The organism is Vreelandella venusta (genome assembly GCF_007989605.1).
Lineage (GTDB): Bacteria > Pseudomonadota > Gammaproteobacteria > Pseudomonadales > Halomonadaceae > Vreelandella > Vreelandella venusta.
On record NZ_BJUL01000001.1, the window covers coordinates 288,376 to 312,225 of the forward strand.

A 23,850-nucleotide genomic window follows, 5' to 3' on the forward strand; every position below is an offset into this window, starting at 1 on the left:
TCACGTTACGGGAACCAGTTCATGTCACATGCTGCTAATAACTTCGATTATATTGTGATCGGCGCAGGCACCGCAGGGTGCCTGATGGCTAATAGACTCAGTGCTAATCCAAATAATAAGGTGCTGCTAATTGAAGCGGGTGGGCCGGATAACTACCACTGGATTCATATCCCGGTGGGCTATCTTTACTGCATTAACAACCCGCGCACAGACTGGCTGTTTCGTACTGAGCCTGACAAAGGGCTCAATGGTCGCTCACTGATTTATCCTCGGGGTAAAACGCTAGGTGGCTGTTCCAGTATTAATGGCATGCTTTATCTACGTGGTCAGGCACGCGATTACGATCACTGGGCCGAGTTGACCGGCGATGATGCCTGGCGGTGGGACAACTGCTTGCCAGATTTCATGAAACACGAAAACCACCACCGTTTGGATGAAGGCGGTGATGGCGACGCCGATCATCGCCGTTATCATGGCCATGGTGGCGAATGGCGGATCGAAAAACAGCGCTTAAGCTGGCAAGTGCTAGATGATTTCGCTGAAGCGGCGGTGCAAGCGGGTATTCCGCGCACTGACGATTTCAATCGTGGTGATAACGAAGGCGTTAACTATTTTGAGGTCAACCAGCGCAATGGCTGGCGCTGGAATACTTCTAAAGCGTTTTTGCGGCCGATCAAGCAACGCACCAATCTAACGATCTGGCACTCTACCCACGTCAATCGTCTGCTATTTGAACCACAAGATGGCCAGCCACGCTGCACGGGCGCTGAGCTTTTGCGTGAAGGCACAACGATCAACGTGACAGCCAATAAAGAAGTTGTGCTGAGTGCTGGCGCTATCGGTTCGCCACAGATTCTGCAGCTTTCCGGTATTGGCGCGCCGGAGTTATTACAACAACACTGTATTGAGGTGGTGTCAGCGCTACCCGGCGTAGGCGAAAACTTGCAGGATCACTTGCAGATTCGCTCCGTCTATAAAGTAAAAGGGGCAAAAACGCTGAACACTATGGCCAGTACTCTGTTGGGTAAAGCCATGATTGGTTTAGAATACGTGCTGAAACGTCGGGGGCCGATGAGCATGGCGCCTTCTCAGTTATGTATCTTTACGCGTAGTTCTGACGAGTATCAGCACGCTAACATCGAGTACCACGTACAGCCATTAAGCCTTGATGCGTTTGGCCAGCCGTTACACGACTTCCCGGCGATTACTGCCAGTGTCTGCAACCTTAACCCTACAAGCCGTGGCTCGGTAAGGATCAAAAACCGTGATCCACAAACGGCGCCCGCCATAGAGCCTAACTATCTGAGCACCCAAGAAGACCGCAAGGTGGCGGCAGACTCATTACGGGTTACGCGGCGGATTGCCGAGCAGCAGGCATTCGCTAAGTATCAGCCAGAAGAGTTTAAACCTGGCTTGCAGTATCAAAGCGACGAAGAGCTGGCCAAATTGGCGGGCGATATTGGGACCACGATCTTTCACCCCGTCGGGACGGCGAAAATGGGCCGTGACGACGATCCGGACGCCGTGGTGGATTCCAAGCTGCGTGTCAAGGGGGTGAGCGGGCTACGAGTAGTGGACGCCAGTATTATGCCGACCATTACCAGCGGTAATACCAACTCACCTACCTTAATGATTGCTGAGAAAGCAGCAGGGTGGATGGCAGTTGCGGATCAGTCATCATCCTGACATTTTTTTTCATCATTGTATTGACGTGCGGCTAAGTTAAGCGCATGCTGAATGCAGTTGGTTAGCAAGTCGAACGTTGTCAGCAGTATCGAAACGCCCAAGCGTTTAGTCTGGTGAAAGTTTCTTGTTCTACCCACTGCAACTCGGGTATTACCCGGCTCTACATCAAGCTACATCGAGGATTTCGATCATGGCAACTGGTACCGTTAAGTGGTTTAACGACACTAAAGGCTTCGGCTTCATTTCTCCGGACGACAATGGCGACGATCTGTTCGCGCATTTCTCTGAAATTCAAGCTGACGGCTTCAAAACTCTGCAAGACGGTCAGAAGGTTTCCTTCGACGTCACTCAGGGTAAAAAAGGCCTTCAGGCTTCCAACATCAAAGTTCTTTAATTAGAAACGATGATGTTCGCTGTTAGCGGTTAACGCTAATATGCTAAAAAACCCCGCGAAAGCGGGGTTTTTTGTTGCTGCTTAGTCAATACCCTGCACACGCCACACGCCACACGCCACACGCCACACGCCACACGCCACACGCCACACGCCACACGCCACACGCCCATATTCTTTTTTGTTCTTACTGTGTTTCTAAAAATAACTTTTTAGAATATCCTCGAGGCGGCACAATGCTCCTAAGATTTTAGGTTAGGGATGCAGGATATGTCGCTGGATGCTTGGATAGCCGTGGGGGTAGTGCTCACTATCTTCCCGTTAATGACACTGTCTCGATTGGGGCCAGACATTATTCTGCTTGGTGCCGTCGTGGTGTTAATGACCTTAGGTGTCATTGACCCTCAGCAGGCGCTGGGCGGTTTTTCTAACAGTGGCTTGTTCACCGTGGCCTTTATGTATGTGCTGGTTGCCAGTATTCGTGAAACGGGCGGCATTGACCTGATTATTCGCTATGTTCTGGGGCGTCCTAACAGTGAACGGGGCGCGCTTGTTCGGCTGCTGTTACCCGTGGCATCGCTGAGCGGCTTTCTCAATAACACGCCCGTAGTGGCTACCTACATCCCTGCTGTCATGAGCTGGAGTCGACGACTAAGGCTTTCTCCTCAACGGCTGTTAATGCCGCTCAGCTTTGCTTCCATTCTCGGCGGTACCATTACACTGTTTGGTACCAGTACTAACTTAGTTGTGCATGGTTTGTTAGTAGAGCGCTATCCCGCGCTTGAGATGGGTCTATTTGATTTAGCGTGGGTAGGCGTTCCTGTTGCGCTGGTGGGGCTTGCTTATCTTATCTTCTTAGGGCCACGCTTATTGCCCTCACGAGAGGGGATGTCGAAAGCGTTTGCTAACCCTCGCGAGTTCACTATCGAAATGGAAGTTGATCCTGCGGGAGTGCTGGTTGACCGTACGGTGGAAGAAGCTGGGTTACGCCATCTTCAAGAGCTTTTTCTAGTTGAAATTGAGCGTGCAGGTAATGTGGTGAGTGTGGTGGGGCCAGGCGAGCAGCTAAAGGCAGGTGACCGACTCGTTTTTGTGGGTACCTCGGATGCCGCTGTAGAGCTACAGCAGATTCGTGGACTCATCCCTTCTCGTGACGCCGCGTCGAGTTTGGAAAAAGAGTTTAAAGAGCGTCGCTTGGTTGAAGCGGTGGTATCGAACCAGTGCCAGTTTATTGGACAGCGGATTCGTGACGGCCGTTTTAGAACGCTATATGGCGCTGCTGTCCTAGCAATCTGTCGTGGCGGCGAGCGGGTAACCGGCAACTTAGGTCAAGTCCGTTTGCAACCTGCTGATGTGCTGCTGTTAGAAGCGCGCCCTCCGTTCATTGAGCGCCATCGCCAATCGAAAGACTTTCTTTTAATTAGCGAGTTGAACGGCTCAGCGCGGCCTGTGCATGAGAAAGCCCCGCTGGCTTGGGCGATTCTGTTGGGGGCGGTGCTGTTGGCGGCATTAGGTGTCTTAAGTATGCTCAATGCTGCCATGTTGGGCGCGGCGCTCGCGCTGTTAACCGGTTGTTGTTCCGTGGGCGCTGCTAAGCGTGGCCTGGATACGCAAGTGTTGTTGACCATTGCAGCATCGTTCGGGGTGGGGGCTGCGCTACAAACATCCGGCGCGGCGGATTTCCTGGCGGGCAATGTTCTATCGTTGGTGGCGGGTAACCCGCTGTTGCTATTAATTGCCACTTATTGCGTCGTGGCAATGTTAACCGAGTTGGTAACCAATAATGCCGCTGCGGTGATCATTTTTCCGGTGGTCATGGCAGCAGCAGAAAGCCTGGGGGTTAACCCGATGCCCTACGTGGTGGCGGTAATGTTTGCTGCCTCGGCGAGTTTTTTAACGCCAATTGGTTACCAAACGAACCTTATGGTCCATGGTCCTGGCGGCTACCGAGTTAGTGATTTCTTGCGTGTTGGTGGTGGCTTAAACCTTTTGACGGGCGCCATTGCCTTAACCCTTATTCCACTGGTTTGGCCGCTTTAAGCAGGCAAATGACTCGCCCAACGCGTCACTTTACGCTAGGGTGGCGCTTTTAACGTTAGCAAGGAAAGAGCCCATGACAGCCCCAGGCGAACTGATTATTGAACCGCAAAATGGTCAACCCGCCGATGCGTGCGTGTTTATTATTCACGGATTGGGTGCCGATGGGCACGATTTCGAGCCGCTAGTGCCAGCCCTGACGCTACCGGACTCAGCGCATGTGCGTTTTATTATGCCCCATGCACCGCGCTTGCCGGTCACTATTAATGGCGGCATGGTGATGCCCGCGTGGTACGATATTCTCGCTATGGACTTAGGGCGTCGGGTAGATGAAGTGCAGCTGAAAACGTCTGCCGAACGTATCCAGGCACTGATTGAAGAACAGATTGATCAAGGGATCGACAGCCGTCGTATTATCGTCGCGGGTTTTTCCCAAGGTGGCGCAGTCGCTTATCAGGCGGCACTTTCGTTCCCTCAGCCTCTTGGCGGACTGTTGGCTATGTCGACCTATTTTGCGACAGCCGATAGCATCGATGTAGCTGAATCCAATCGTGAGATACCCATCGAAGTGCATCATGGGAATTTCGACCCTATCGTTCCTGAGACTCTGGGTCGCAGTGGTGTCGAACGCCTAAAAGAAATGGGCTACACGGTTAATTATCGCCAGTATCCGATGGCGCATGCGCTATGCCCGCAGCAGGTAAATGATATTGGCAAGTGGTTGAGCGAGCGGTTGAGCTAAGTGGGTAAGCAGTACCGTGGTCGTAGAGCTGGCGTACCTAGTGATATCCCTCGTGAGGGGTGGCTCGATATTATTTGGCGTGTAGTGCGTGCTGCACGTCGGGATCGGATTACTATCTTTGCTGCGGGCATCGCTTTTTATGCCCTGCTGGCGCTATTTCCGACCATTGCCGCCGTTATTTCTCTTTGGGGTTTGCTGTTTGATCCTGTTGAGGCAGGCCGCCAGCTTTACGAAATTAGCCGCTTTATGCCACCGGATGCGGCAAAATTAATTGACCAGCAGGCTCAAGAGGTGGTCGAGACGACAGAGTCTGGCAATGTGATGACAGCGCTTGCGGGGCTGTTAGTTGCCATGTACATCGCATCGAAAAGTGTTTCTGTGTTAGTGGTTGGCTTAAACGTAGTGTATGGCGAACACGAAAAGCGCCCGTTATTGCTGCGTGGTGTCGTGCTGGTATCGTTGACCTTTGGCTTGATCATAATGACGCTAGTGTCACTAGGGTTTATCGCCATTGTGCCGATAGTGGTGGATGCGCTGACGATTGAGCCACCGCTGGATAGTATTTTGAAATGGCTGCGTTGGCCCGCGCTGCTGTTACTGATGAGCGTGCTTATTGCTTTGCTGTATCGTTACGCGCCTTATCGGCGTTCTGCCCAGTGGTGCTGGTTAAGCTATGGCACGCTGTTTGCCACCACTATGTGGTTATTAGGCTCAGGCGGCTTGTCGCTTTACGCACGTTACTTTTCTACCTTTAGTGAGCTGTATGGCTCTCTTGGTGCTGTTGTGGCGCTAATGCTGTGGTTTTGGCTGTCAGCGTTTGTGGTGCTGTTTGGTGCCGAACTTAACTGCGAAATGGAGCGCCAGACCTGCAACGACACAACGGTGGGAGCTGCTCGCTCTATTGGCGAGCGTCAGGCATTTGCTGCCGACACGGTGGGCGTGGAAAATCCCTGGAATAGCGAAAATGTTGATGCGCGACGCCAGTTGCAGGATAAATGACCCCGACAGCGATGTGCACCAATCAACACCGCCCAGCCAAGCTGAGCGGTGTTGTTTAGTGGAAGTGTGGAATCGGTAGGGTTTTTGCGGCAAACGTTACAACAGCTCTTCGGCAGCCAGCGCCAAGCGTGAACGTTCAACGCTTTTCAGGGTGATGTGCCCTGCATGGGGCCAATCCCTGAATCGTTCGACAACAGCCGCCATGCCACAGGTGTTAGCGGTGAGGTAGGGCGTGTCGATCTGGCCCACGTTGCCTAAACAGACAATTTTGGTATTTCGACCCGCTCGGGTTACCAGTGACTTCAGTTGTTTGGGGGTGAAGTTTTGTGCCTCATCAATGATCAAGAACGTATCGTTTAAGGTACGCCCACGCATAAAGCTTGGTGCGCGAATCTGTACCCTAGAGCCAATTAACTGCCGAGTCGCACCATTATCCCAGCTAGATTCCCCTTCTTCGTTACGCAATAGGTTGTCCATATTGTCGTGGAAGGCGCCCATCCACGGTGACATTTTCTCCTCTTCGGTGCCTGGTAAGAAACCAATATCTTCGCCCATGGGGATCGGTGCACGGGTAAACACAATGCGCTCAAATAGTTTGGCATCCAGTGTTTGCTGGAACGCTGCGGCGAGTGTCATAAAGGTTTTGCCGGTGCCTGCATTACCAGCAATGGTGACCAGATCAATGTCTGGATCCATCAGTAGGTTGAGGGTGAAGTTTTGGCGGCTGTCGTGAGCATGAACGCCCCATACGCCCGCATGGTGACGGTAGTTGGTAAGTAGCTGTAGTCGGGCAGATGACGGCGAAAGCTCACGGACAATGGCTTCAAACTCAGCGCCATTTTCGCTATCGGAGACCAGCATGCCGACATGCCAATGGCGAGGCATGTTGCCACTTAGCTGATAAAAGGTGTGGTGGTCGACACGTTCAACGGTGACGTCGACATTGAGCGCTTCCCACAGCGAAGCACCATCCTGTCCGGCAGTGGCGTAAACCTGTGCGCCTTCAATCATGGCATCGCTGTCAGAATAGGCGCGATCATTCAGGTAATCTTCCACCGGCACTTTTAGCGCGGCAGCTTTCACCCTCAGGTTGATATCTTTAGTGATCAGGATGACGGAAGCATCCGGACGCTCATCGCGTAACCGGCAGGTTTCCGCCAGAATACGGTTGTCGGGGTTGTCATCAAGGGAGTCGAAGGGTTTAAGGTCGTTGTAGCACAAAAAATGGAGGCGGCCTGATTCTCCACTGATGCGAGGAATAGGAATGCCTTTCTGAATTTCGTCGAAGGTGACTTGGCTGGTTAAATCGGAAAGCGTACGGCTAATTTGGCGCGCCGTACGGGCGATCTCTCTGATGCCGTTTTTATGCTTGTCTAGCTCCTCGAGAACAGTCATGGGGATAACAACGTCGTGCTCATCAAAATGGTAGAGCGCGGCGGGGTCGTGGATAAGGACATTCGTGTCTAGGACATACAGCCTAGTCGCTTTCTTATCGAGTCGTACCATCGTGGAAACTACTCCTTAGTTGACGGCAACATCGACACTGGCAGATGCACTTTACGCTTAGATGACACTCACCTGTGCCGGTTCTCTAGCGTGTCCTTTTGATCTCCTTATGTAGCACTTTTTTACAAGTTCCTTAACAGAGTGGAAGGCATAAGCAATTTTTTCCAATGCTCTATTTCAACGTTATGACAAAGTATCACCGAGTCGTGCCTAAAAAGCGTGACACCTTGGTTAGCAGCGCGGTAGCGACCACGCCCAGACTTTCACCTTCTACGTAGCGATAATAGTGGCTGTCCAGGGCGAGGTCATGATTTAGCGCGCAAAGCTGATGGCTTTCTATGGCTTCTTTCACTAATGGATAGGGTAGTAGTGCCCAGCCAGTGCCATTGATAGCGGCATCGCGAATGACCTCGAACATGGTCAGCCCTAGGTAGTTTGTCGAAAAAAGTGCCTCACTGACTAGCTTATCGCCCTGCTCATAGGTTAAGCACACCTGAGTATATTGGGCGAGATCATCGCGGGTAACGCTGGGTAAGCGGCTTAGTGGGTGCGAGGTTGCCGCTACTAGGCACATGCTCACCGGGGCTAGATTACTAGCACTTACGTCGGCCCCTTCAGCGGTATACAAGCCAAAGGCGATATCGACGGTTTGGCGAAGGACGAACTGTGGGTGCTCTTGAGGAGGCAATAAATATACCGAGATGGCCGTAAGCGGATAGCGCTGCTTTAAATCGTGCATGACTTGTCGCCAAAATGCTTCAGGCAACGCATCATCCCTGGCAATGCACAGCTGGCTTTCTACGCCTTGCAGGTGCTGTTGGCAGTGTTTTTTTATTCGGCTGGCACTTGTCAGCAGGCGGTAGCAGTCCGGCAGCACGCTTTCACCTACCGCCGTGAGCTGTAGGCTATTGCCTGAGCGCTCGAACAACACGACCCCTAGGCTATCCTCTAAAGCATTCACTGTGGCACTGAGGGTGCTGCGCTTTATCCCTGTGTGCCGCGCGGCCGCTGCAAAGGAGCCGTGTTCAGTAACGTCAATAAACGCCTGCACTTGTTCTGCGCGCATAGGTTACTCCGTGGAGAGCCAAAAAAGTTGGCGCTGAGCGATTGGTGAAACGTGAGTGTACTCACTATTATGCGCTGGGTTTAACACACTTTACTGGAGTATTTCGCGTGACCCCCTTTGTCGCCGAGCGTCGTGCGCTCAGATTCTCTGCTGTCTCAGCCAGCCTGTTTGCCTTTACCGGTCTTGCGCTTGGGCTTGCCAGTGGATCAATTACTGTTTTATTCGATAGTGGCTATTCGCTATTAAGTTTAGTGCTGGCATCGCTGTCGTTGTTTGCGTTACAGCAAGCGAGCAAACCTGCCGATGATCATTACCCCTTTGGGCGGCTGACCGTAGAGCCGTTGGCTGTACTGCTTAAAGGCGTAGTGATCGCGTTAGTGTGTCTGTTCTCAATGGTGTCTGCTGTGTGGAGCCTTGCACAAGGCGGGCGGCTGGTAACGTTAGATCTTGCGCTGATGTTTGGCGTGGTGAATGTGGCAGGTTGTTTACTTTCTTGGTGGTGGTTGAAGCGCTATGCCCGAATTGCGCGTTCATCACTGCTGGCCGCCGAGCTGCGCCAGTGGCAAATGGATACATGGCTGAGTGCCGCTGTGATGCTGGGCTTTGCGCTTACGTGGGGGTTAACGTTTACCCCTTGGGCTCATCTAGCGCGTTTTGCTGACCCTGTGATGGTGCTGATTATCGCCGGATACTTCTTACCAATTCCTATTCGCATGGTACGCGGTGCGCTGCGCGAATTGATGTTTGGCAAACCATTAGACAGCGTTCGTCAGGACGTGGTGCAAGAGGTAGCAGATTTTGATATTACCAACGAAGACGTGCGTTTAGCCCAAGTTGGTAGTTTTTTAATGGTAGATATTCAGTTAGATAAGCAGCAAATCAATGATGCTGAAGAAATTGTCGAAAGTGTGGAGCAGCATTGTAAGCTGCGTAACTTGCGTGCAGTGACCAGCATTACATTAGTTACTTAATCCCCCGGCTTTTTGCTAGTAACGTTTAGTCACTTACTCTCTTTTGAGGTTTATCTTTGCGCTGAGTGCTTGTCATCCCTTCAAGTTCCTCTGCGCTCTTGGAGCCATGCATGTCTTTGGATATGTCTTTGGACAGATCTTGGGACAGGCCTTTGGAAGCGTCATAAAGTTCGCTAGGCTTTTTTTCACCACGCTTGGCAGAAAGCACCGCCCCCCGCAGCTTTCTGCTGTGCTTTGGAAGTTGCTTTAATATCACTGACGCCTGTCAGTTGACTTTATTAAACCAATCACGATATTAAACTTGGTAGAGAGAAGTGTCCTTTTCAGACGAGCTGATGATGTTAACTTAAGAGAATTACATGACACCGGCGATTAATAGCGCGAAACATGCAGGCATTGCGTTTCAGATCCATGAGTATCAACACGATGCTGCTGCGCAATCTTACGGGCTGGAGGCAGCTGAAAAACTGGCTGTTGCCGCTCAGCAAGTGTTTAAAACCTTGGTCGTTACCCTAGATGGTAAGCAGCTGGCCGTTGGTATTGTACCGGTCACCAGTCAACTGGGGTTAAAGCAAATTGCTAAAGCGGCAGGGGCGAAAAAAGCGGCAATGGCGGCGCCCGCTGACGTGGAGCGGGCCACAGGGTATGTGCTTGGTGGCGTTAGCCCGCTGGGCCAGAAAAAGCGTCTGCCTACGTTTATCGACGACTCGGCGCAGACATTTTCGACACTTTATGTAAGCGCGGGGCGACGTGGGCTGGAGATTGAGCTGACTCCGAACGACTTAGCAGCGTTATGCCAGGGGCGTTTTGCAGCGCTAGCAACGGCTCTTTCCTAATTTCTGATCTACTATCTAGGGGGCTAGCAACCACTCATCTATGAGCCTAGTAGCCGCTTATGTTGTACCGTTCGCCTATCCTTGCCAAGGCATAGATGGGTGCTTTCTGGTATGGTGCTTCACATTATGGGTTTGCTGGGCAATATAGCCCCTTCAGGATAATTTTGTGTCTGACACTTCTTTTGCATCGCTGGCGCTCTCTCCTGCGCTTTTAAGCAATTTAGATTCCCTTGGCTATCACGCAATGACGCCTGTACAGGCGCAAAGCCTGCCACCGATGTTGGCGGGGCGTGATGTGTTGGCCCAAGCCAAAACGGGGTCGGGAAAAACCGCTGCCTTTGGCTTGGCGCTGCTGGCTGAGTTGCGTGTGGAAGCGTTTGCTGTACAGGGCCTTGTGCTGTGCCCCACCCGAGAACTCGCCGACCAGGTAGCCGAAGAGCTACGCCGTTTGGCGCGTGGGTTGCCCAACGTTAAAGTGCTTACCCTATGCGGCGGTGCGCCGTTTGGGCCGCAGTTAGGCTCCTTGGAACATGGTGCGCATATTGTCGTGGGCACGCCGGGACGTATCGACGAGCATTTGCGCAAAGGCTCGTTGACACTGGGGTCGCTTACCACCTTGGTGCTTGATGAAGCCGATCGTATGCTCGATATGGGCTTTCAAGACACCATTGATGCGATCATTGATGAGACCCCCGCTGATCGCCAAACGCTGCTGTTTAGTGCGACATTCCCAGACGATCAGGCGTCAGGTGGCCTGACTGCTATGACCCGCGGCATTATGCGTGAGCCAGTAATGGTCAAAGTGGCCGAGGTTCACGATGCCACTACGATTGATCAACACTTCTATGACGTTGCTAATGAAGAGGCGCGTTTTGCAGCTCTTCAGCAGCTGCTACTGGTTTATCGGCCAGCGACCAGCGTGGTGTTTTGCAACACTAAACGCGAAACTCAGGCGGTGGCTGAGCAACTGGTGGATGCCGGCTTTAGTGCCGTGGCGCTCAACGGCGACTTAGAGCAGAAAGATCGTGATCGTCGCCTAATTCTGTTTGCTAACCAAAGTGCGTCTATTCTAGTAGCAACGGATGTTGCTGCGCGTGGTTTAGATATTGCCCAATTAGACGCGGTGTTTAATTATCAGATTGCCCGTGAGCTTGATGTTCACGTGCATCGCGTAGGGCGAACCGGGCGCGCAGGGGCTAGCGGCATTGCCTGTACGCTAGTCACACCTAAAGAGCATTATCGGCTGGAGCGTTTGGAAGGCTTGCTAGAACAATCGATTACCACCGAACCCTTGCCCAAACCCCAGCATTCAGCGCCCTTTGAGCCGCCTATGGCAACACTGCAGTTGGCGGGGGGTAAGAAAGACAAGTTGCGCCCGGGGGATATCCTGGGGGCGCTAACCAGCGAAGGTGGCCTGCGTGGTGATCAGGTAGGCAAAATTAAAGTGCTGGCCCGCAGTGCTTATGTGGCGGTGGAGTATGGTGCTGTTCAAAAAGCCCAGGCCAAACTTGAACGTGACAAGCTTAAAGGGCGCGCTTTCCGCGTTCGCCGTATTCGCTATTGATCTATTAATGAGTGTGCACAGATAGTAAAGAGGAGCCGACGCAGCTAACCATGAAAATCCCTAAGCGATTACAGCCCCTGGTCGATGATGGAATGATCGATGAGGTGCTGGTGCAGTTAATGAGTGGTAAAGAGGCGCAGGTATATGTCGTGCGCTGCGGCGAAGAAGTACGTTGCGCCAAGGTCTTTAAAGAAGCTAAACAGCGTAGCTTTAAGCAGGCCGTGCAATACCAAGAAGGGCGCAAGGAGCGTAATAGTCGTCGTTCGCGCGCCATGGCCAAAAAGACTCGCTACGGTCAAAAAGAGCAGGAACAGGCGTGGCTGAATGCAGAAGTCGATGCGCTGTATCGTCTTGCTGCCGCAGATGTGCGCGTGCCTGAGCCGCATGGTTTTGTTGATGGCGTACTGCTCATGGAAATGATCAGCGATGCCGAGGGTAACGTAGCACCACGTTTAGGCGAAGTGACACTAACCGAGGAGCAAGCGCTGCGCTACCACGCCAAAGTGATTCAAGACGTAGTGCGAATGCTATGCGCAGGATTGATCCATGGCGACTTGTCTGAATTCAACGTGTTGGTTGATGCAGAAGGGCCGGTGATTATCGATTTGCCCCAGGCGGTGGATGCAGCGGGTAACAACAGCGCGGCGGCAATGCTAGAGCGCGATGTGGATAATATGCGCGCCTATTTCGGTCGTTTCGCCCCTGAGCTACTGACTACCCGTTACGGTAAAGAAATGTGGGCTTTATATGAAGCAGGCAAGCTACATCCCGATAGCAAGCTGACTGGCCATTTTGAGCTTGATAGCCACATAGCCAATGTCGATGAGCTATTGGAAGTGATTGATGATGCCATTGAGGAAGAGGCTGATCGTCAGGCGCGCATCCGCGGTGATGATGACGAAGATTAAAAATAGCAGTACTTAACACCTAATATCAGTGACTTAAAGTCTAGTACTTAACAACTAGCACTTAACAACTAGCTCATAACACCCGAAAGCCCTTAGCAGTGGTAATCTAACGTCTACGATTAGCAGGTTAACAATTGCGTTTTAACGTTAAAGGTTAGGGTGGAGGAGAGCGTGAAGGAGAGCGTGAAGGGCATCCGTGTCAGCGCAGAAAGTGCAAAGGGACTTGTAACATCGCTTACCGTAGGCGCCGTGGGCGGCATCGTTTTTCATCTCTCCGGTTTACCGCTAGCCTGGATGCTAGGCCCGCTGATTGCCAACCTGCTGGTATCGGCAAAAGGAATTAGCGTTGGCGTACCGGAGCCGCTGCGCAACGTATTTTTAGCGGTCATGGGGTTGGTGCTGGGCAGTCAAGTAACGCCGCAGCTTGCCCATCGTGTGCTGGACTGGCCAATCTCGGCAGCACTCTTGCTGGCCGGTGTTGCGGCATCCACCGCGGTTGCCGCGGCGTGGTATCGTCGCTGTGGCTTCGACCCGGTCAGTGCTTGGTTTGGTGCATCGCCAGGAGCCATGACAGCAATGATTATGCTTGGCGATCAATGTGGCGGCGACCCGCAACGCATCGCCATTGCCCAGTCACTACGTATTATTCTCGTTATCCTGTTTCTGCCTCCCCTGTTTTGGGCATTTGAAGGCGGTGCAGGTGACATTGGGCCAGCCCAGGCTACCCTTGAGCACGGCTGGATGCTGCTCACTATTCCTTTCTTATTACCGGTGGGCCGGTGGCTGCGCATTCCAAGTTCGGCGTTACTTGCGCCGCTTATTATGGCGGCCTTGCTCTCTGGGTTTGGGCTGGCCAGCCTTACCTTGCCTAGTTGGGGAATGAACCTCATGTTATGGGTGTTGGGTAGCGCGATTGGCTCGCGTTTTCAAGGCATGACACGGCGCCTGCTCGGGCGTTATTTATGGCAGTCGGGGGTGGCGACGCTGCTGGCACTGGTGGTGTTAGCACTGTTTGCTGAACTGATCCATCAGCTGTTGGGCGTGCGCCGTGACGTAGCCCTATTAGCGCTGGCTCCCGGTGGCATCGGTGAAATGGCTATTCTTGCTGTTGCGCTGAATATCGACCCTGTGTTTGTAGCATTTCACCACTTACTGCGTATGGTCACACTGATGATCGTGGCTCCTTTTTGGGCTCGTTGGCTATTGCGTCGCCACTCTTCTTAACTACGTCTGTCTACCAAGGTAACGAAAGGACTTTCCATGTTGTCACGTACGCTAGCACCGCTGTTCCGTTACTTTGAAACGCGGGTGAACCCCTATCCTGAAGGTGAGGTTGCCACGCCACCGAAAGGTCTGCTGCCGTTTATTTGGCATTTTTCGCGCCCTGTATGGCCGTGGCTATTGCTGATGTCGGTCGCGACTGCCTTGGTTTCTGCGGCGGAGGTGGTGTTTTTTAGTTATATGGGCGACTTGGTCGATTGGTTGGGTAGCGTAGATCGAACGAATTTCTGGTCTGATCACGGACTTTGGCTGGCAGGCGTGGGCGTGTTAGTGATTATCGGCCTGCCACTACTGGTACTGGCGCAGTCTCTGGTGACCCACCAAAGCATCTTCGGTAACTACCCGATGATCGGTCGCTGGCTTTCTCACCGCCATATGCTTAGCCAAAGCTTGGCCTTTTATCAGGATGAGTTTGCAGGGCGGGTGTCGCAAAAAGTCATGCAAACAGCGTTAGCCATTCGTGAGACGGTCACCAAAGTGATGGATCTACTGGTTTACGCCATTGTGTACTTCACCGGGGCAGCAATTTTATTAGGCCGTGCAGACCCATGGTTACTATTGCCGTTAGCAGTTTGGTTGGTTGGCTATTTAGGCATTATGCGCTTTTTCGTCCCGCGCTTGCGCGACGTTTCGATGGCTCAGGCCGATGCCCGTGCCCAGATGACAGGGCGCGTGGTTGATAGTTACAGCAATATCCAAACGATTAAGCTGTTCGCTGATACCGAACGTGAACAGGGCTACGCCAAGGATGCGATGCAAGGTTTTATGGACACGGTGCATCGTCAAATGCGACTGGTCACCATCATGAGTGTCTGCCTGACGCTGCTAAATACGCTGCTACTGGTAGGAACGGCGGGTATGGCGATTAGCGCTTGGTATTTTGACGCTATTTCTCTGGGCGTTTTAGCGATTGCTATCGCGCTGGTAATGCGCATCCGCTTTATGTCGGATTGGATCTTATGGGAAGTGGCTGGCCTGTTTGAAAATATTGGTACGGTGCAGGATGGTATGAATACCATCGCCCAAGAGCCCACGATCAAAGATAAGCCCGCTGCCAAAGCGCTTGTGGTGCCCAATGGCGAAATTGTGTTTGATGCGCTGCGCTTTCAGTACGCCCAGGCGAAGGGGGAAAGTAAAAACGTCTTTGACGGGTTGAGCCTGACGATTAAACCTGGCGAGAAAATTGGCCTGATTGGCCGATCCGGAGCGGGTAAATCCACCCTGGCCAATCTGTTGCTGCGCTTTTATGACTTACAGGGCGGGCGTATCCTGATTGATGGACAGAATATTGCTGACGTTACCCAGACCTCATTACGTCATCAGATTGGCATGGTGACTCAGGATACCTCGCTGCTGCATCGTTCGCTGAGAGATAATATTCGCTACGGTAGCCCTCATGCTAGCGATGATGATGTGTGGCAAGCAGTGTGCCGCGCCCACGCAGATACGTTTATCAACGAGTTGGTCGATCCCAAAGGGCGACGCGGGCTGGATGCCCATGTCGGCGAGCGCGGTGTGAAACTATCCGGCGGTCAGCGCCAGCGTATTGCTATTGCTCGCGTGCTGCTTAAAAACGCCCCGATTCTGGTGTTGGACGAGGCTACCTCAGCGTTGGATTCCGAAGTGGAAGCCGCGATTCAAGAGCAGCTCGATGCGCTGATGGAGGGCAAAACGGTGATTGCCATTGCGCACCGACTTTCGACTATTGCGATGCTTGACCGATTAATTGTGGTCGATGAAGGTCGTATGGTGGAGAGTGGTACTCACCAAGAATTGCTGGCACAGAACGGTATTTACGCCAGCTTGTGGCAGCGCCAGTCCGGGGGCTTTTTGGGGCACGATCTTGATCTTGGCCTTGATACTGACTCCAGTGCCCTCATTTCATATTAGACCAGTCGTTTACTAGGCTTTTTAATACTAGTCACTGTGGACGACATGTGTTCAATAGGAGGTAGTGATGCAAGCCATTCAGCTTCGAGAGCCCGGCGGTTTAGCTAAACTGGACGTGGTTGAACTAACGACGCCAGGTGAGCCTGGTCCCGGTGAAATTAAAGTACGTCTGCACGCCAGTTCACTTAACTTTCATGACTATGCCGTGGTAGCAGGGATGATTCCCACCGCAGATGGCCGTATTCCCATGTCGGATGGTGCCGGTGTGGTCGAAGCGGTTGGGGAAGGCGTTAGCGAGTTCGCAGTTGGTGATGCCGTTGTGTCGACCTTTTTCCCTGATTGGCTGGAAGGGCCTGCGCGAGTAGGCGACTTTGTCACCACGCCAGGGGATGGCATTGATGGCTATGCTCGCGAGCAAGTTGTGGCTGCCGCTACCTCGTTCACCCATCAGCCGCAAGGTTATAGTCATGCGGAGTCTGCGACGCTGACGACCGCAGGCTTGACCGCTTGGCGAGCACTAGTCGTTGATGGTGGATTAAAAGCAGGAGACACCGTGCTGGTGTTGGGCACCGGGGGCGTTTCCATTTTTGCGCTACAGTTTGCCAAGATGATGGGCGCGCGGGTAATTGCCACATCGTCTTCTAATGAAAAACTGACCCGCCTGCGCGAGCTGGGCGCTGAACACACCATTAACTATAAAGAAACGCCTGACTGGGGCAAGGCCGTTAAGGCGTTAACGAATGGTGAAGGTGTCGACCATGTTGTTGAAGTAGGCGGCCCTGGTACGCTGCCGCAATCGATTGAGGCGGTGAAAATTGGCGGCCATATCGCGCTGATTGGTGTGCTAACCGGTCGGGAAGGCGAAATACCAACAGCCAAGTTGATGGCTAAGCAAGCTAAGCTGCAAGGTCTTATTGTGGGAAGTCGTCGTCATCAAATTGAGATGGTTCGTGCTATCGAAGCGGCTAATTTGAAGCCGATTATTGACCGTGAGTTTGCACTGAGTGACATTGCCGACGCCTTCCGCCATCAGGAGTCCGGTGAACACTTCGGTAAGATTTGTCTGACTTTCTAGCTAGGCAGTGCTTATTACTAGGTTGAGTTAACTTTTTTGGTTTTGGAATGTTGCCATTGCACGCCCACTGAGGAGTGGGTGTGCAAAAAAAGATCACGTTTCCAAGCGGCTGTACACGACCCCTTTGACTTCAAGTTCCCAAATATCATCATAAGGAACGGTGACTCCTTCGATATCACCCGGGTCCCCTGTGCTGTTTTTGATCTGCGTTTCAGGAATGACCTTTAACCCCGTAAAGCCAACATGTTGAATACGTGCGCTAAATCGATTTCCTTCGTGGTCGATCAGCACCCGTTCGCCTGCAATGCACTTTGAAAGCTTTTCATGCAGTTCTGCCATAGTGACGTTAACTACGCTCATTGTCGCCTCCTGCGCTTTGCTCTCATATAAGTTAGCTATTGTATAACGACTTTATTTTAGACGATAAGTTCGGCTAACCCCTCATGAGGCATGCTAACCTTAATCCACTTATCTATGTTCGAGGCGGCATATGACGCAGCGCTCAACGAAGTCTGCTTTTTCGCCATGGGAAGTGGTGGCGCTTGAGTCGTTTCAAACACCAGAACACACCCAAGCCAGCCAGTGGCGACGTAGTTGGCGAGCAGCAACTATGTGGATAGTGGGCAGAGAGGCCTCGGAACGCCAAGCAAAACAAGAGAGTGAGCTGCGTAAGTTGCCTGAAGTCGCGCTTTCGCACTGGGTGCCTGCTATTGACTGGACGCCCGCGGCTCGCGCGCTCAGCCAAGTAACGCAAGAGTATGTCGATGCGCCAGTCGTGTTGTTTATTTCACCACCTTATGGTGGCCATGGAGCTATCGTTAGCCATTGGGCGCAGCAGCAGGGCGTCAACTGCATATCTGCACCCACCCTCAACGAACTCACAGAAGGATGCCTAGAGTGGGTCGATCGCTGTGGCCACCAGCATCAGTGGGTAATCCCTGCCTTGGAGCGGCATTTTTTACGCCATACCCAAGGGCTACAAGGCGTTCGTGAATTATTAGAGCGGGCGTTAAGTGGTCGTTTGGGGCAGGGTGTGATTGGTTGTGATAGCTGGACGTATGCTTATTTGCAGCATGCAGTTGGCTTGGAAGGCGTCCCTGTGGTTACCCTGCAGGCGTTAGAGGGTGAGCAGCTAGCGCACTACTTTGCCCAGTTGGCGGACAATGGTGGCATCCGCCCGACGGTGTATAGCTCCCGTACTGGGCAACCAGTTCTTGCTGACGTGAGTGAAGATAGCGCTGATGGCGAGCGTTCCTGTAACGAGCGTTCCTATAAAGAGTTGCAACGCCTTGCCGCCCACTGTCGAGGGCATTTAGGTATTGCTTGGCACTACTGGCGAGAGCGACTGCGCGAACCGGCGGAAAATGGAGAGAGTGGTCGTTCACAAGAGCAGTCTCAAGGGCCGTCAAAAGAGTCTTCAAAAGAGCCTTCAAAAGAGCTATGGCTATTGGATGCATTGGCGGAAGCGGAGCTAGCGTCAGATATGAGGGATGTGGCAACGCTGTTGCTACATACACTGCTCATTCATGGGGGGCTAGAGGATCAAGCGTTAGGGTATGTGCTGCCCTTCTCGAGTCATGAAGCGCTAAACGCACGGTTAGCACTTGCTCGCCAGGGAATTCTCCGTTGCCATCAAGGGCGCTGGCAAGTCGACCCATTAAGCTACGCAAGCGTGCGACAACTGCTGGAATCGCGGAACTATCTAGTTGACCCGCTTTAGGAGCTGATATGGACGGTCAAGAGCAGTACGCCAAGCTGTTTAATGATATTGATAGTCAAGCGCTGATTACCTTAGGAGTCATTCTAGCGAGCACGGTGCTATTGATTATTGTCAGCCAGCGAGGGTTGAACTGGTTAGCCAATCGCTTGCATGGCCAAGTACGGTTTAGAGTATTTGCGCTGGTGCCACTCACCCGGTTATTGATTTTAATTACCGCACTGGCTGTGGCTGTACCTATCGTTATTGAGCCTTCATTGCGCAATATGGTAACGCTACTGGGGGCCATTGGCCTAGCGATAGGCTTTGCCCTAAAAGATTACGTAAGTAGCTTGATTGCCGGAGTTGTATCTGCCGTTGAATTGCCCTATCGGCCAGGGGATTGGGTCAACATTGAAGGGACTTACGGCGAAGTAAAGCACGTTGGCATGCGCACAGTAGAAATAGTAACGCCCGACGATGATTTGGTGGCGGTGCCTCATCTTAAACTTTGGGATTCCGCTATTTATAACGCTAACAATGGCGACGTTAGTCTTCAGTGCGTGGCAAGTTTTTATCTTCACCCGGAGCACGAAGCAGGCTGGGTGCGTAAAGCGTTACGAGACGTTGCGTTAACCAGTGCTTACCTTAAGTTTGATAAGCCGATTATTGTCGTCGCTGAGGAGAAACCCTGGGGCACGCATTACCGTATTCGCGCTTATCCGGTGGATCCTCGGCAGCAATTTTTGTTTATCACCGATTTGACCGTACGCGGTAAACAAGTGCTAAGTGCAGCGGGCGTTACGCCGGCATTGTTACCGCCTGATGCAGCCATGGACTCACAGGGTGCCACTAGTTAATGGCGGCGACCTGCGGCCGCCAGCGACATAAGTGCTGACGACCACAAGAGGGATGTATCAACCGAGTGACGGTTTAAGCCGTTGCTTCCGGTAGTTCGGCACTGTGGAAGACATTCTGAACATCGTCCAGCTCTTCGAGCATGCCCAGCAGTTTCTCGAACATCGCCACGTCATCGCCTTCGATGGGCGTGGTGGTTTGTGGTAAGAATTGGATTTCGTCTACTTCGAAATCAATCTCACCGAAAGCATCTAACAGCGCTTGTTTGGCTTTGGCGTAATCGGTATGCGGCGCAAACACCGTGATACGCTCCTCTTCCTGTTCAATGTCGGTAACGTCGACATCGGCTTCCATGAGGGCTTCAAGCACGGCTTCTTCATCACTGCCCGCAAACGAAAAAATCGCGCAGTGATCAAACATGTGACTAACGCTGCCAGGAGTGCCAATTTTGCTTTTCGTTTTGGTAAAGCAGCCGCGCACATCACCAAAGGTGCGATTGGGGTTGTCGGTCAAACAGTCGACGATCACCATCACGTTACCGGGACCAAAGCCTTCATAGCGCGCTGGTGAAAAGTCTTCGCCGCCTGCGCCGCTCGCTTTATCCAAGGCTTTATCGATAACGTGAGACGGTACCTGATCTTTCTTAGCACGCTCCATTAAACCGCGTAGCGCAAGGTTACCGTTTGGATCTGTGCCGCCTGCTTTAGCGCAGACGTAAATTTCACGCCCATACTTGCTGTAAACCTTGGTTTTCGCAGCGGCCGTTTTGGCCATGGATTCCTTACGGTTTTGAAACGCCCTACCCATATTGAAGTCCTTTATTAGCCATGAACCGCCTGCATAGCAGGCGTCATCGTTTTCAAAAAGGGGAAAATTTTACCCAACAGCGTACCATGCTAACAGCGTTATTTAAGGGGATAGATTTATTCGCTAAACGCTTGTGCGACTGTCGTATACTCAGCCAACCTACATTGTTGTCTTTCAAGGAGAGAAAAATGCCGTTGTCACTCTGGCTATCGCTGGCCGCTATCTGCGCCATGGGGGCGATGTCACCAGGACCTAGCTTGGCACTGGTACTGCGCCATACGCTAGGAGGTGGTCGCTTACCCGGCATGACGGCGGCGATTTTTCATGCGCTGGGCGTCGGGTTTTATGCGTTGCTTACCGTGTGGGGCTTAGGTGCGCTTATTGTGCGCCATCCAGATTTATTTCAACTAGTGACATGGTGTGGGGCGGCCTATTTAGCTTGGCTTGGGATAAAAGCACTACGGGCGGGCAGAGGTGGAGCGCTATCCCCGGATGCCGCAGTGACAACGCCACGCCAAGCTGCCAAGGAAGGGGTGCTGGTGGCGTTGGGTAATCCCAAGTTGATCATTTTCTTTGTGGCGCTATTAAGTCAGTTCGTGACGCCTGAAATGAGTGTGCTTGCCAAGGCAATTATCGTCGCAACTGCGATTATTATTGATGGGGGATGGTATGTGTTAGTAGCAGTGGGGCTTTCACACTCTCGCGTATTACCTTGGCTCCAGCGCCATGCCCACTGGATTAATCGAATCACCGGGGTGCTACTGATTGCACTGGCGCTGCGCGTTGTCGCAGGGCCGATTAGTTGATAAGCCGCACTGGTGTAACTGCCAATGCCGTGGCATGGTAAAGCCTATGCTGGTGGAGTCATTTAGGGGGCCTTGCGATGATGATTTATGAGCAGGATTGTTATACCCATCAAGGCAAGCCATTTAACTTGCGGGCGCTGCGCGGGCAGGTGTTGTTGGTCGTTAATGTGGCCAGTAAGTGTGGCTTTACCCCGCAGTTAAGAGAACTGGAAAGTTTGTACCAGCGCTACCGAGACCGTGGTTTTACGGTGCTTGGTTTCCCCTGTAACCAGTTTGGTAAGCAGTCGCCGGAGAGTGCAGAGGCTTTCTGTATCTTCGGCGAACAGCAGTTTGGCGTCAGCTTTCCACTCATGGAAAAAGTATCAGTGAATGGCCCGAACGCCCATCCGCTGTTTGTAGTGCTAAAACAAGAAGCACCGGGCGTGTTAGGCACTAAAGTGATCAAGTGGAATTTTACCAAGTTCTTGGTGGGACGCGATGGCAAGGTGATCGCACGGTTTGCTCCCAACGATCATGGCCTGTCACTGCGACTTGCGCTGGAAGCCGCCCTTGATAAAGAGTAAAGCGTAAGGTGAACGGTTAGAGCTCGCCGCGGGTAACCATTAGGCGCTGCATTAACTCTACCCAGCGATGACGAACCATCATCGTGGTTAAGCCAGAAAACAGCGCCCAACTTTTGCGCCGCCAGCCTTTCAGGCGCAGATTGTGGCTTACCAATTGCTTCATCAGCGTATAGTCATCGAATTTTCGCCATTCACTGGCAATAGACAGCTGGTGCCTCGCCATCACTGGGGCAAGCTCCAAGCGGAACATCCACTCTAGCTCTTTCAGCGACATATCATGCTGTTCGATCATCTCAATCATATGGGCGTAATCACGTTCGCTTGGCTCACGGTCCAGCCATAGCGGCGCAAGAGCAAGCCATAGGTCGCCGCGTTCATCGACTAGCTGCTGTGCGTTCATCAGGGTCTCGTCGGCAAGGAGTTGTCTGGTCGCTATCCTGCCGTGAATGGCGAAGAAGCTCAAGAGCGGACAGGGCGCGTCTAGACCGCTAGAATACCCCCACACGGTAATGGCACTGCCATGCTGATAGCGACATCAATCTGATAAAGGGGTCCAATGTGATCATTAAACCAAAAGTGCGTGGCTTTATCTGCACCACCACTCACCCTAAAGGCTGCGAGCAAAACGTTCTGGAACAGATCGAAGCGACCCGTGCGCGTGGCTTAGATAGAAGCCAAGGCCCTAAAAAGGTGCTGGTGATTGGTGCTTCTAGCGGCTACGGCTTGGCAGCCCGTATTACGGCTGCCTTTGGTTATGGCGCTGATACCCTAGGTGTTTTCTTTGAAAAGCCTAGTAGTGAGAAAAAAACCGGCACGGCTGGTTGGTACAACAGTGCCGCATTTGACAAATTTGCCAAGCAAGAAGGGCTGTACAGTAAATCAATCAATGGTGATGCGTTCTCTAACGAAGCGCGTGAAAAAGCCATTGAATTGATCAAACAGGACATGGGCGAAGTTGATCTGGTGGTGTACTCCCTCGCTTCACCAGTGCGCAAGTTGCCAGACACTGGCGAAGTAAAGCGCTCAAGCCTGAAGCCGATTGGTGAAACGTATCGTGCTACTGCGATTGATACGAATAAAGACGCCATCATCGAGGCAGAAGTCGAGCCTGCCACTCAGCAAGAGATCGACGATACCATCACGGTAATGGGCGGTGAGGACTGGGAGCTATGGATGAGCGCCCTGGACGACGCGGGTGTACTGGCCAAAGGCGCGCGTAGCGTGGCGTTTAGCTATATCGGTACTGAAATTACCTGGCCGATTTACTGGCATGGTGCGTTGGGTAAAGCGAAAGAAGACCTTGATCGCGCCGCGGCTGCGATTGATGCCAAGCTAAAAGAGACAGGTGGCGGTGCCAATGTTGCCGTACTTAAGTCGGTCGTTACCCAGGCGAGTGCCGCGATTCCAGTCATGCCGCTGTATATCGCCATGGTCTACCGCATCATGAAAGAACAGGGCCTACACGAAGGTACGATTGATCAATTAAATCGCCTGTTTGGTGAACGTCTTTACTCTGGCCAGACTGACGATATGGTCACTGACGACCAAGGCCGCCTTCGTCTTGATGACTGGGAGCTACGTGACGATGTACAACAAGCCTGCCAAGACCTATGGCCAACCGTCACGACAGAGAACCTGTTCGAAATTACCGACTATGCTGGATATAAGCACGAATTTTTGAAGCTGTTTGGTTTCGAGCGTGATGACGTAGATTACGACGCAGATGTGAACCCTGATGTTCACTTTGATGTCGTTACACTATAGCGCTAAGCGTGACGAGGAGGGTTAATCGCCGCGCTTTTAATCATCTAACCGGAAAGCGAGAGGTGTTGTATGGATACCAAGGAAAGCAAAACCCGGGAAGAAGAGATAGAGCACGTAATGAATGAACGTCTGCCTGAGGACTTTGAAACATCTCAGCCGCAACGGCAGCCAGAAGCGAAAAAGTCGCCTAACGGGCTACATAAGGTGCTTCCTTTCGTCATTATCGTGATGGGCATTATCGTTGCGGGCATGGTCATCCTGGGGCTTGGCAATAGCGGCGGTTAACCAAGACACATACTCCTTCTGTTGCCGGGCCTGGGCCCGGCAATTTTGTATTTATGCCTCCTATTTTAGTTTTAAGAGCCATAGCGCTGCCTTCACTTGCGCAATTGGGTAAGATGGCT

The 23,850-nt window shown here is 52.4% G+C and carries 24 protein-coding genes; 18 read left to right on the top strand and 6 right to left on the bottom strand.

The genetic code is table 11. From position 1 onward, the window contains the following. The first annotated feature begins 21 nt into the window (after window positions 1–21). The 5 genes from HVE01_RS01345 to HVE01_RS01365 all read left to right on the top strand — a co-directional run bounded on the left by HVE01_RS01345 (window position 22) and on the right by HVE01_RS01365 (window position 5,855). Entirely contained in the window at window positions 22–1,686 is a 1,665-nt protein-coding gene (locus tag HVE01_RS01345; RefSeq protein ID WP_146941971.1) for a GMC family oxidoreductase, read from the top strand. 190 nt (window positions 1,687–1,876) lie between these two features. Beyond that, window positions 1,877–2,080, top strand: coding sequence for a cold-shock protein (locus HVE01_RS01350; RefSeq protein WP_009101184.1), 204 nt, complete (start codon window positions 1,877–1,879; stop codon window positions 2,078–2,080). Window positions 2,081–2,347: 267 nt separating this feature from the next. Then, the gene (locus HVE01_RS01355) at window positions 2,348–4,117 is read left to right on the top strand and encodes an SLC13 family permease (protein WP_146941973.1); all 1,770 of its coding nucleotides are present in this window, start codon (window positions 2,348–2,350) and stop codon (window positions 4,115–4,117) included. Between the two features lie 73 nt (window positions 4,118–4,190). Further along, window positions 4,191–4,856 carry an alpha/beta hydrolase gene (locus HVE01_RS01360; RefSeq protein ID WP_146941975.1) on the top strand — a complete coding sequence of 222 codons (666 nt, stop codon included), beginning with the start codon at window positions 4,191–4,193 and terminating at the stop codon, window positions 4,854–4,856. Continuing rightward, on the top strand, window positions 4,857–5,855 hold the full coding sequence (locus HVE01_RS01365; RefSeq protein WP_146941977.1) for a YihY/virulence factor BrkB family protein: 999 nt from the start codon (window positions 4,857–4,859) through the stop codon (window positions 5,853–5,855). It abuts the gene before it with no gap. Window positions 5,856–5,951: 96 nt separating this feature from the next. On the opposite strand, the gene HVE01_RS01370 is transcribed toward HVE01_RS01365, so the two are convergent. Further along, window positions 5,952–7,361, bottom strand: a complete 1,410-nt coding sequence (locus HVE01_RS01370) for a PhoH family protein (protein ID WP_089039539.1) — start codon at window positions 7,359–7,361, stop codon at window positions 5,952–5,954. A gap of 196 nt (window positions 7,362–7,557) precedes the next feature. Next, on the bottom strand, window positions 7,558–8,427 hold the full coding sequence (locus tag HVE01_RS01375) for a LysR family transcriptional regulator (RefSeq protein WP_089039538.1): 870 nt from the start codon (window positions 8,425–8,427) through the stop codon (window positions 7,558–7,560). 107 nt (window positions 8,428–8,534) lie between these two features. On the opposite strand from HVE01_RS01375, the gene HVE01_RS01380 reads away from it, so the two are divergent. Next, a complete protein-coding gene (locus HVE01_RS01380) occupies window positions 8,535–9,398 on the top strand; it encodes a cation diffusion facilitator family transporter (protein ID WP_089039537.1) in 864 nt (287 codons plus the stop codon). A 25-nt stretch (window positions 9,399–9,423) separates the two neighbouring features. Here HVE01_RS01380 and HVE01_RS01385 read toward each other — a convergent pair whose 3' ends face one another. Further along, window positions 9,424–9,654, bottom strand: a complete 231-nt coding sequence (locus HVE01_RS01385) for a DUF3008 family protein (RefSeq protein ID WP_307725258.1) — start codon at window positions 9,652–9,654, stop codon at window positions 9,424–9,426. A gap of 103 nt (window positions 9,655–9,757) precedes the next feature. Here HVE01_RS01385 and ybaK point away from each other — a divergent pair, with 103 nt between their 5' ends. The 6 genes from ybaK to HVE01_RS01415 all read left to right on the top strand — a co-directional run bounded on the left by ybaK (window position 9,758) and on the right by HVE01_RS01415 (window position 16,952). Continuing rightward, window positions 9,758–10,234: a Cys-tRNA(Pro) deacylase gene (gene ybaK / locus HVE01_RS01390; RefSeq protein WP_146941979.1), complete on the top strand. Its 477-nt coding sequence runs from the start codon at window positions 9,758–9,760 to the stop codon at window positions 10,232–10,234. Window positions 10,235–10,400: 166 nt separating this feature from the next. Continuing rightward, entirely contained in the window at window positions 10,401–11,798 is a 1,398-nt protein-coding gene (gene dbpA, locus HVE01_RS01395) for an ATP-dependent RNA helicase DbpA (protein WP_146941981.1), read from the top strand. A gap of 50 nt (window positions 11,799–11,848) precedes the next feature. Next, window positions 11,849–12,706 carry a PA4780 family RIO1-like protein kinase gene (locus tag HVE01_RS01400; protein ID WP_125750588.1) on the top strand — a complete coding sequence of 286 codons (858 nt, stop codon included), beginning with the start codon at window positions 11,849–11,851 and terminating at the stop codon, window positions 12,704–12,706. A gap of 183 nt (window positions 12,707–12,889) precedes the next feature. Continuing rightward, entirely contained in the window at window positions 12,890–13,930 is a 1,041-nt protein-coding gene (locus HVE01_RS01405) for an AbrB family transcriptional regulator (RefSeq protein WP_146942145.1), read from the top strand. A 36-nt stretch (window positions 13,931–13,966) separates the two neighbouring features. Next, complete coding sequence (locus tag HVE01_RS01410; protein WP_146941983.1) at window positions 13,967–15,877, top strand: ABC transporter ATP-binding protein; 1,911 nt, start codon at window positions 13,967–13,969, stop codon at window positions 15,875–15,877. 67 nt (window positions 15,878–15,944) lie between these two features. Next, window positions 15,945–16,952 (top strand): zinc-dependent alcohol dehydrogenase family protein, encoded by a 1,008-nt coding sequence (locus tag HVE01_RS01415; RefSeq protein ID WP_146941985.1) that lies wholly within the window; start codon window positions 15,945–15,947, stop codon window positions 16,950–16,952. A 93-nt stretch (window positions 16,953–17,045) separates the two neighbouring features. On the opposite strand, the gene HVE01_RS01420 is transcribed toward HVE01_RS01415, so the two are convergent. Beyond that, a complete protein-coding gene (locus HVE01_RS01420; protein ID WP_125750576.1) occupies window positions 17,046–17,312 on the bottom strand; it encodes a hypothetical protein in 267 nt (88 codons plus the stop codon). 130 nt (window positions 17,313–17,442) lie between these two features. Between HVE01_RS01420 and HVE01_RS01425 the strand changes: the two genes are divergently transcribed. Together HVE01_RS01425 and HVE01_RS01430 are read left to right on the top strand one after the other, a co-directional pair. Beyond that, on the top strand, window positions 17,443–18,672 hold the full coding sequence (locus HVE01_RS01425) for a hypothetical protein (RefSeq protein ID WP_146941987.1): 1,230 nt from the start codon (window positions 17,443–17,445) through the stop codon (window positions 18,670–18,672). A gap of 8 nt (window positions 18,673–18,680) precedes the next feature. Continuing rightward, complete coding sequence (locus HVE01_RS01430) at window positions 18,681–19,508, top strand: mechanosensitive ion channel family protein (RefSeq protein WP_125750570.1); 828 nt, start codon at window positions 18,681–18,683, stop codon at window positions 19,506–19,508. Between the two features lie 73 nt (window positions 19,509–19,581). On the opposite strand, the gene HVE01_RS01435 is transcribed toward HVE01_RS01430, so the two are convergent. After that, window positions 19,582–20,313, bottom strand: coding sequence for a YebC/PmpR family DNA-binding transcriptional regulator (locus HVE01_RS01435; RefSeq protein WP_125750567.1), 732 nt, complete (start codon window positions 20,311–20,313; stop codon window positions 19,582–19,584). Between the two features lie 188 nt (window positions 20,314–20,501). Here HVE01_RS01435 and HVE01_RS01440 point away from each other — a divergent pair, with 188 nt between their 5' ends. Beyond that, window positions 20,502–21,119: a LysE family translocator gene (locus tag HVE01_RS01440; RefSeq protein ID WP_051626348.1), complete on the top strand. Its 618-nt coding sequence runs from the start codon at window positions 20,502–20,504 to the stop codon at window positions 21,117–21,119. A gap of 77 nt (window positions 21,120–21,196) precedes the next feature. Then, the gene (locus HVE01_RS01445; RefSeq protein ID WP_125750564.1) at window positions 21,197–21,682 is read left to right on the top strand and encodes a glutathione peroxidase; all 486 of its coding nucleotides are present in this window, start codon (window positions 21,197–21,199) and stop codon (window positions 21,680–21,682) included. A gap of 16 nt (window positions 21,683–21,698) precedes the next feature. On the opposite strand, the gene HVE01_RS01450 is transcribed toward HVE01_RS01445, so the two are convergent. Then, window positions 21,699–22,082, bottom strand: coding sequence for a DUF7079 family protein (locus tag HVE01_RS01450; protein WP_089039527.1), 384 nt, complete (start codon window positions 22,080–22,082; stop codon window positions 21,699–21,701). A 158-nt stretch (window positions 22,083–22,240) separates the two neighbouring features. On the opposite strand from HVE01_RS01450, the gene fabV reads away from it, so the two are divergent. Continuing rightward, window positions 22,241–23,446, top strand: a complete 1,206-nt coding sequence (fabV, locus tag HVE01_RS01455; protein ID WP_146941989.1) for an enoyl-ACP reductase FabV — start codon at window positions 22,241–22,243, stop codon at window positions 23,444–23,446. Window positions 23,447–23,515: 69 nt separating this feature from the next. After that, window positions 23,516–23,731: a hypothetical protein gene (locus HVE01_RS01460; RefSeq protein ID WP_125750554.1), complete on the top strand. Its 216-nt coding sequence runs from the start codon at window positions 23,516–23,518 to the stop codon at window positions 23,729–23,731. The last annotated feature ends 119 nt before the right edge of the window (window positions 23,732–23,850 follow it).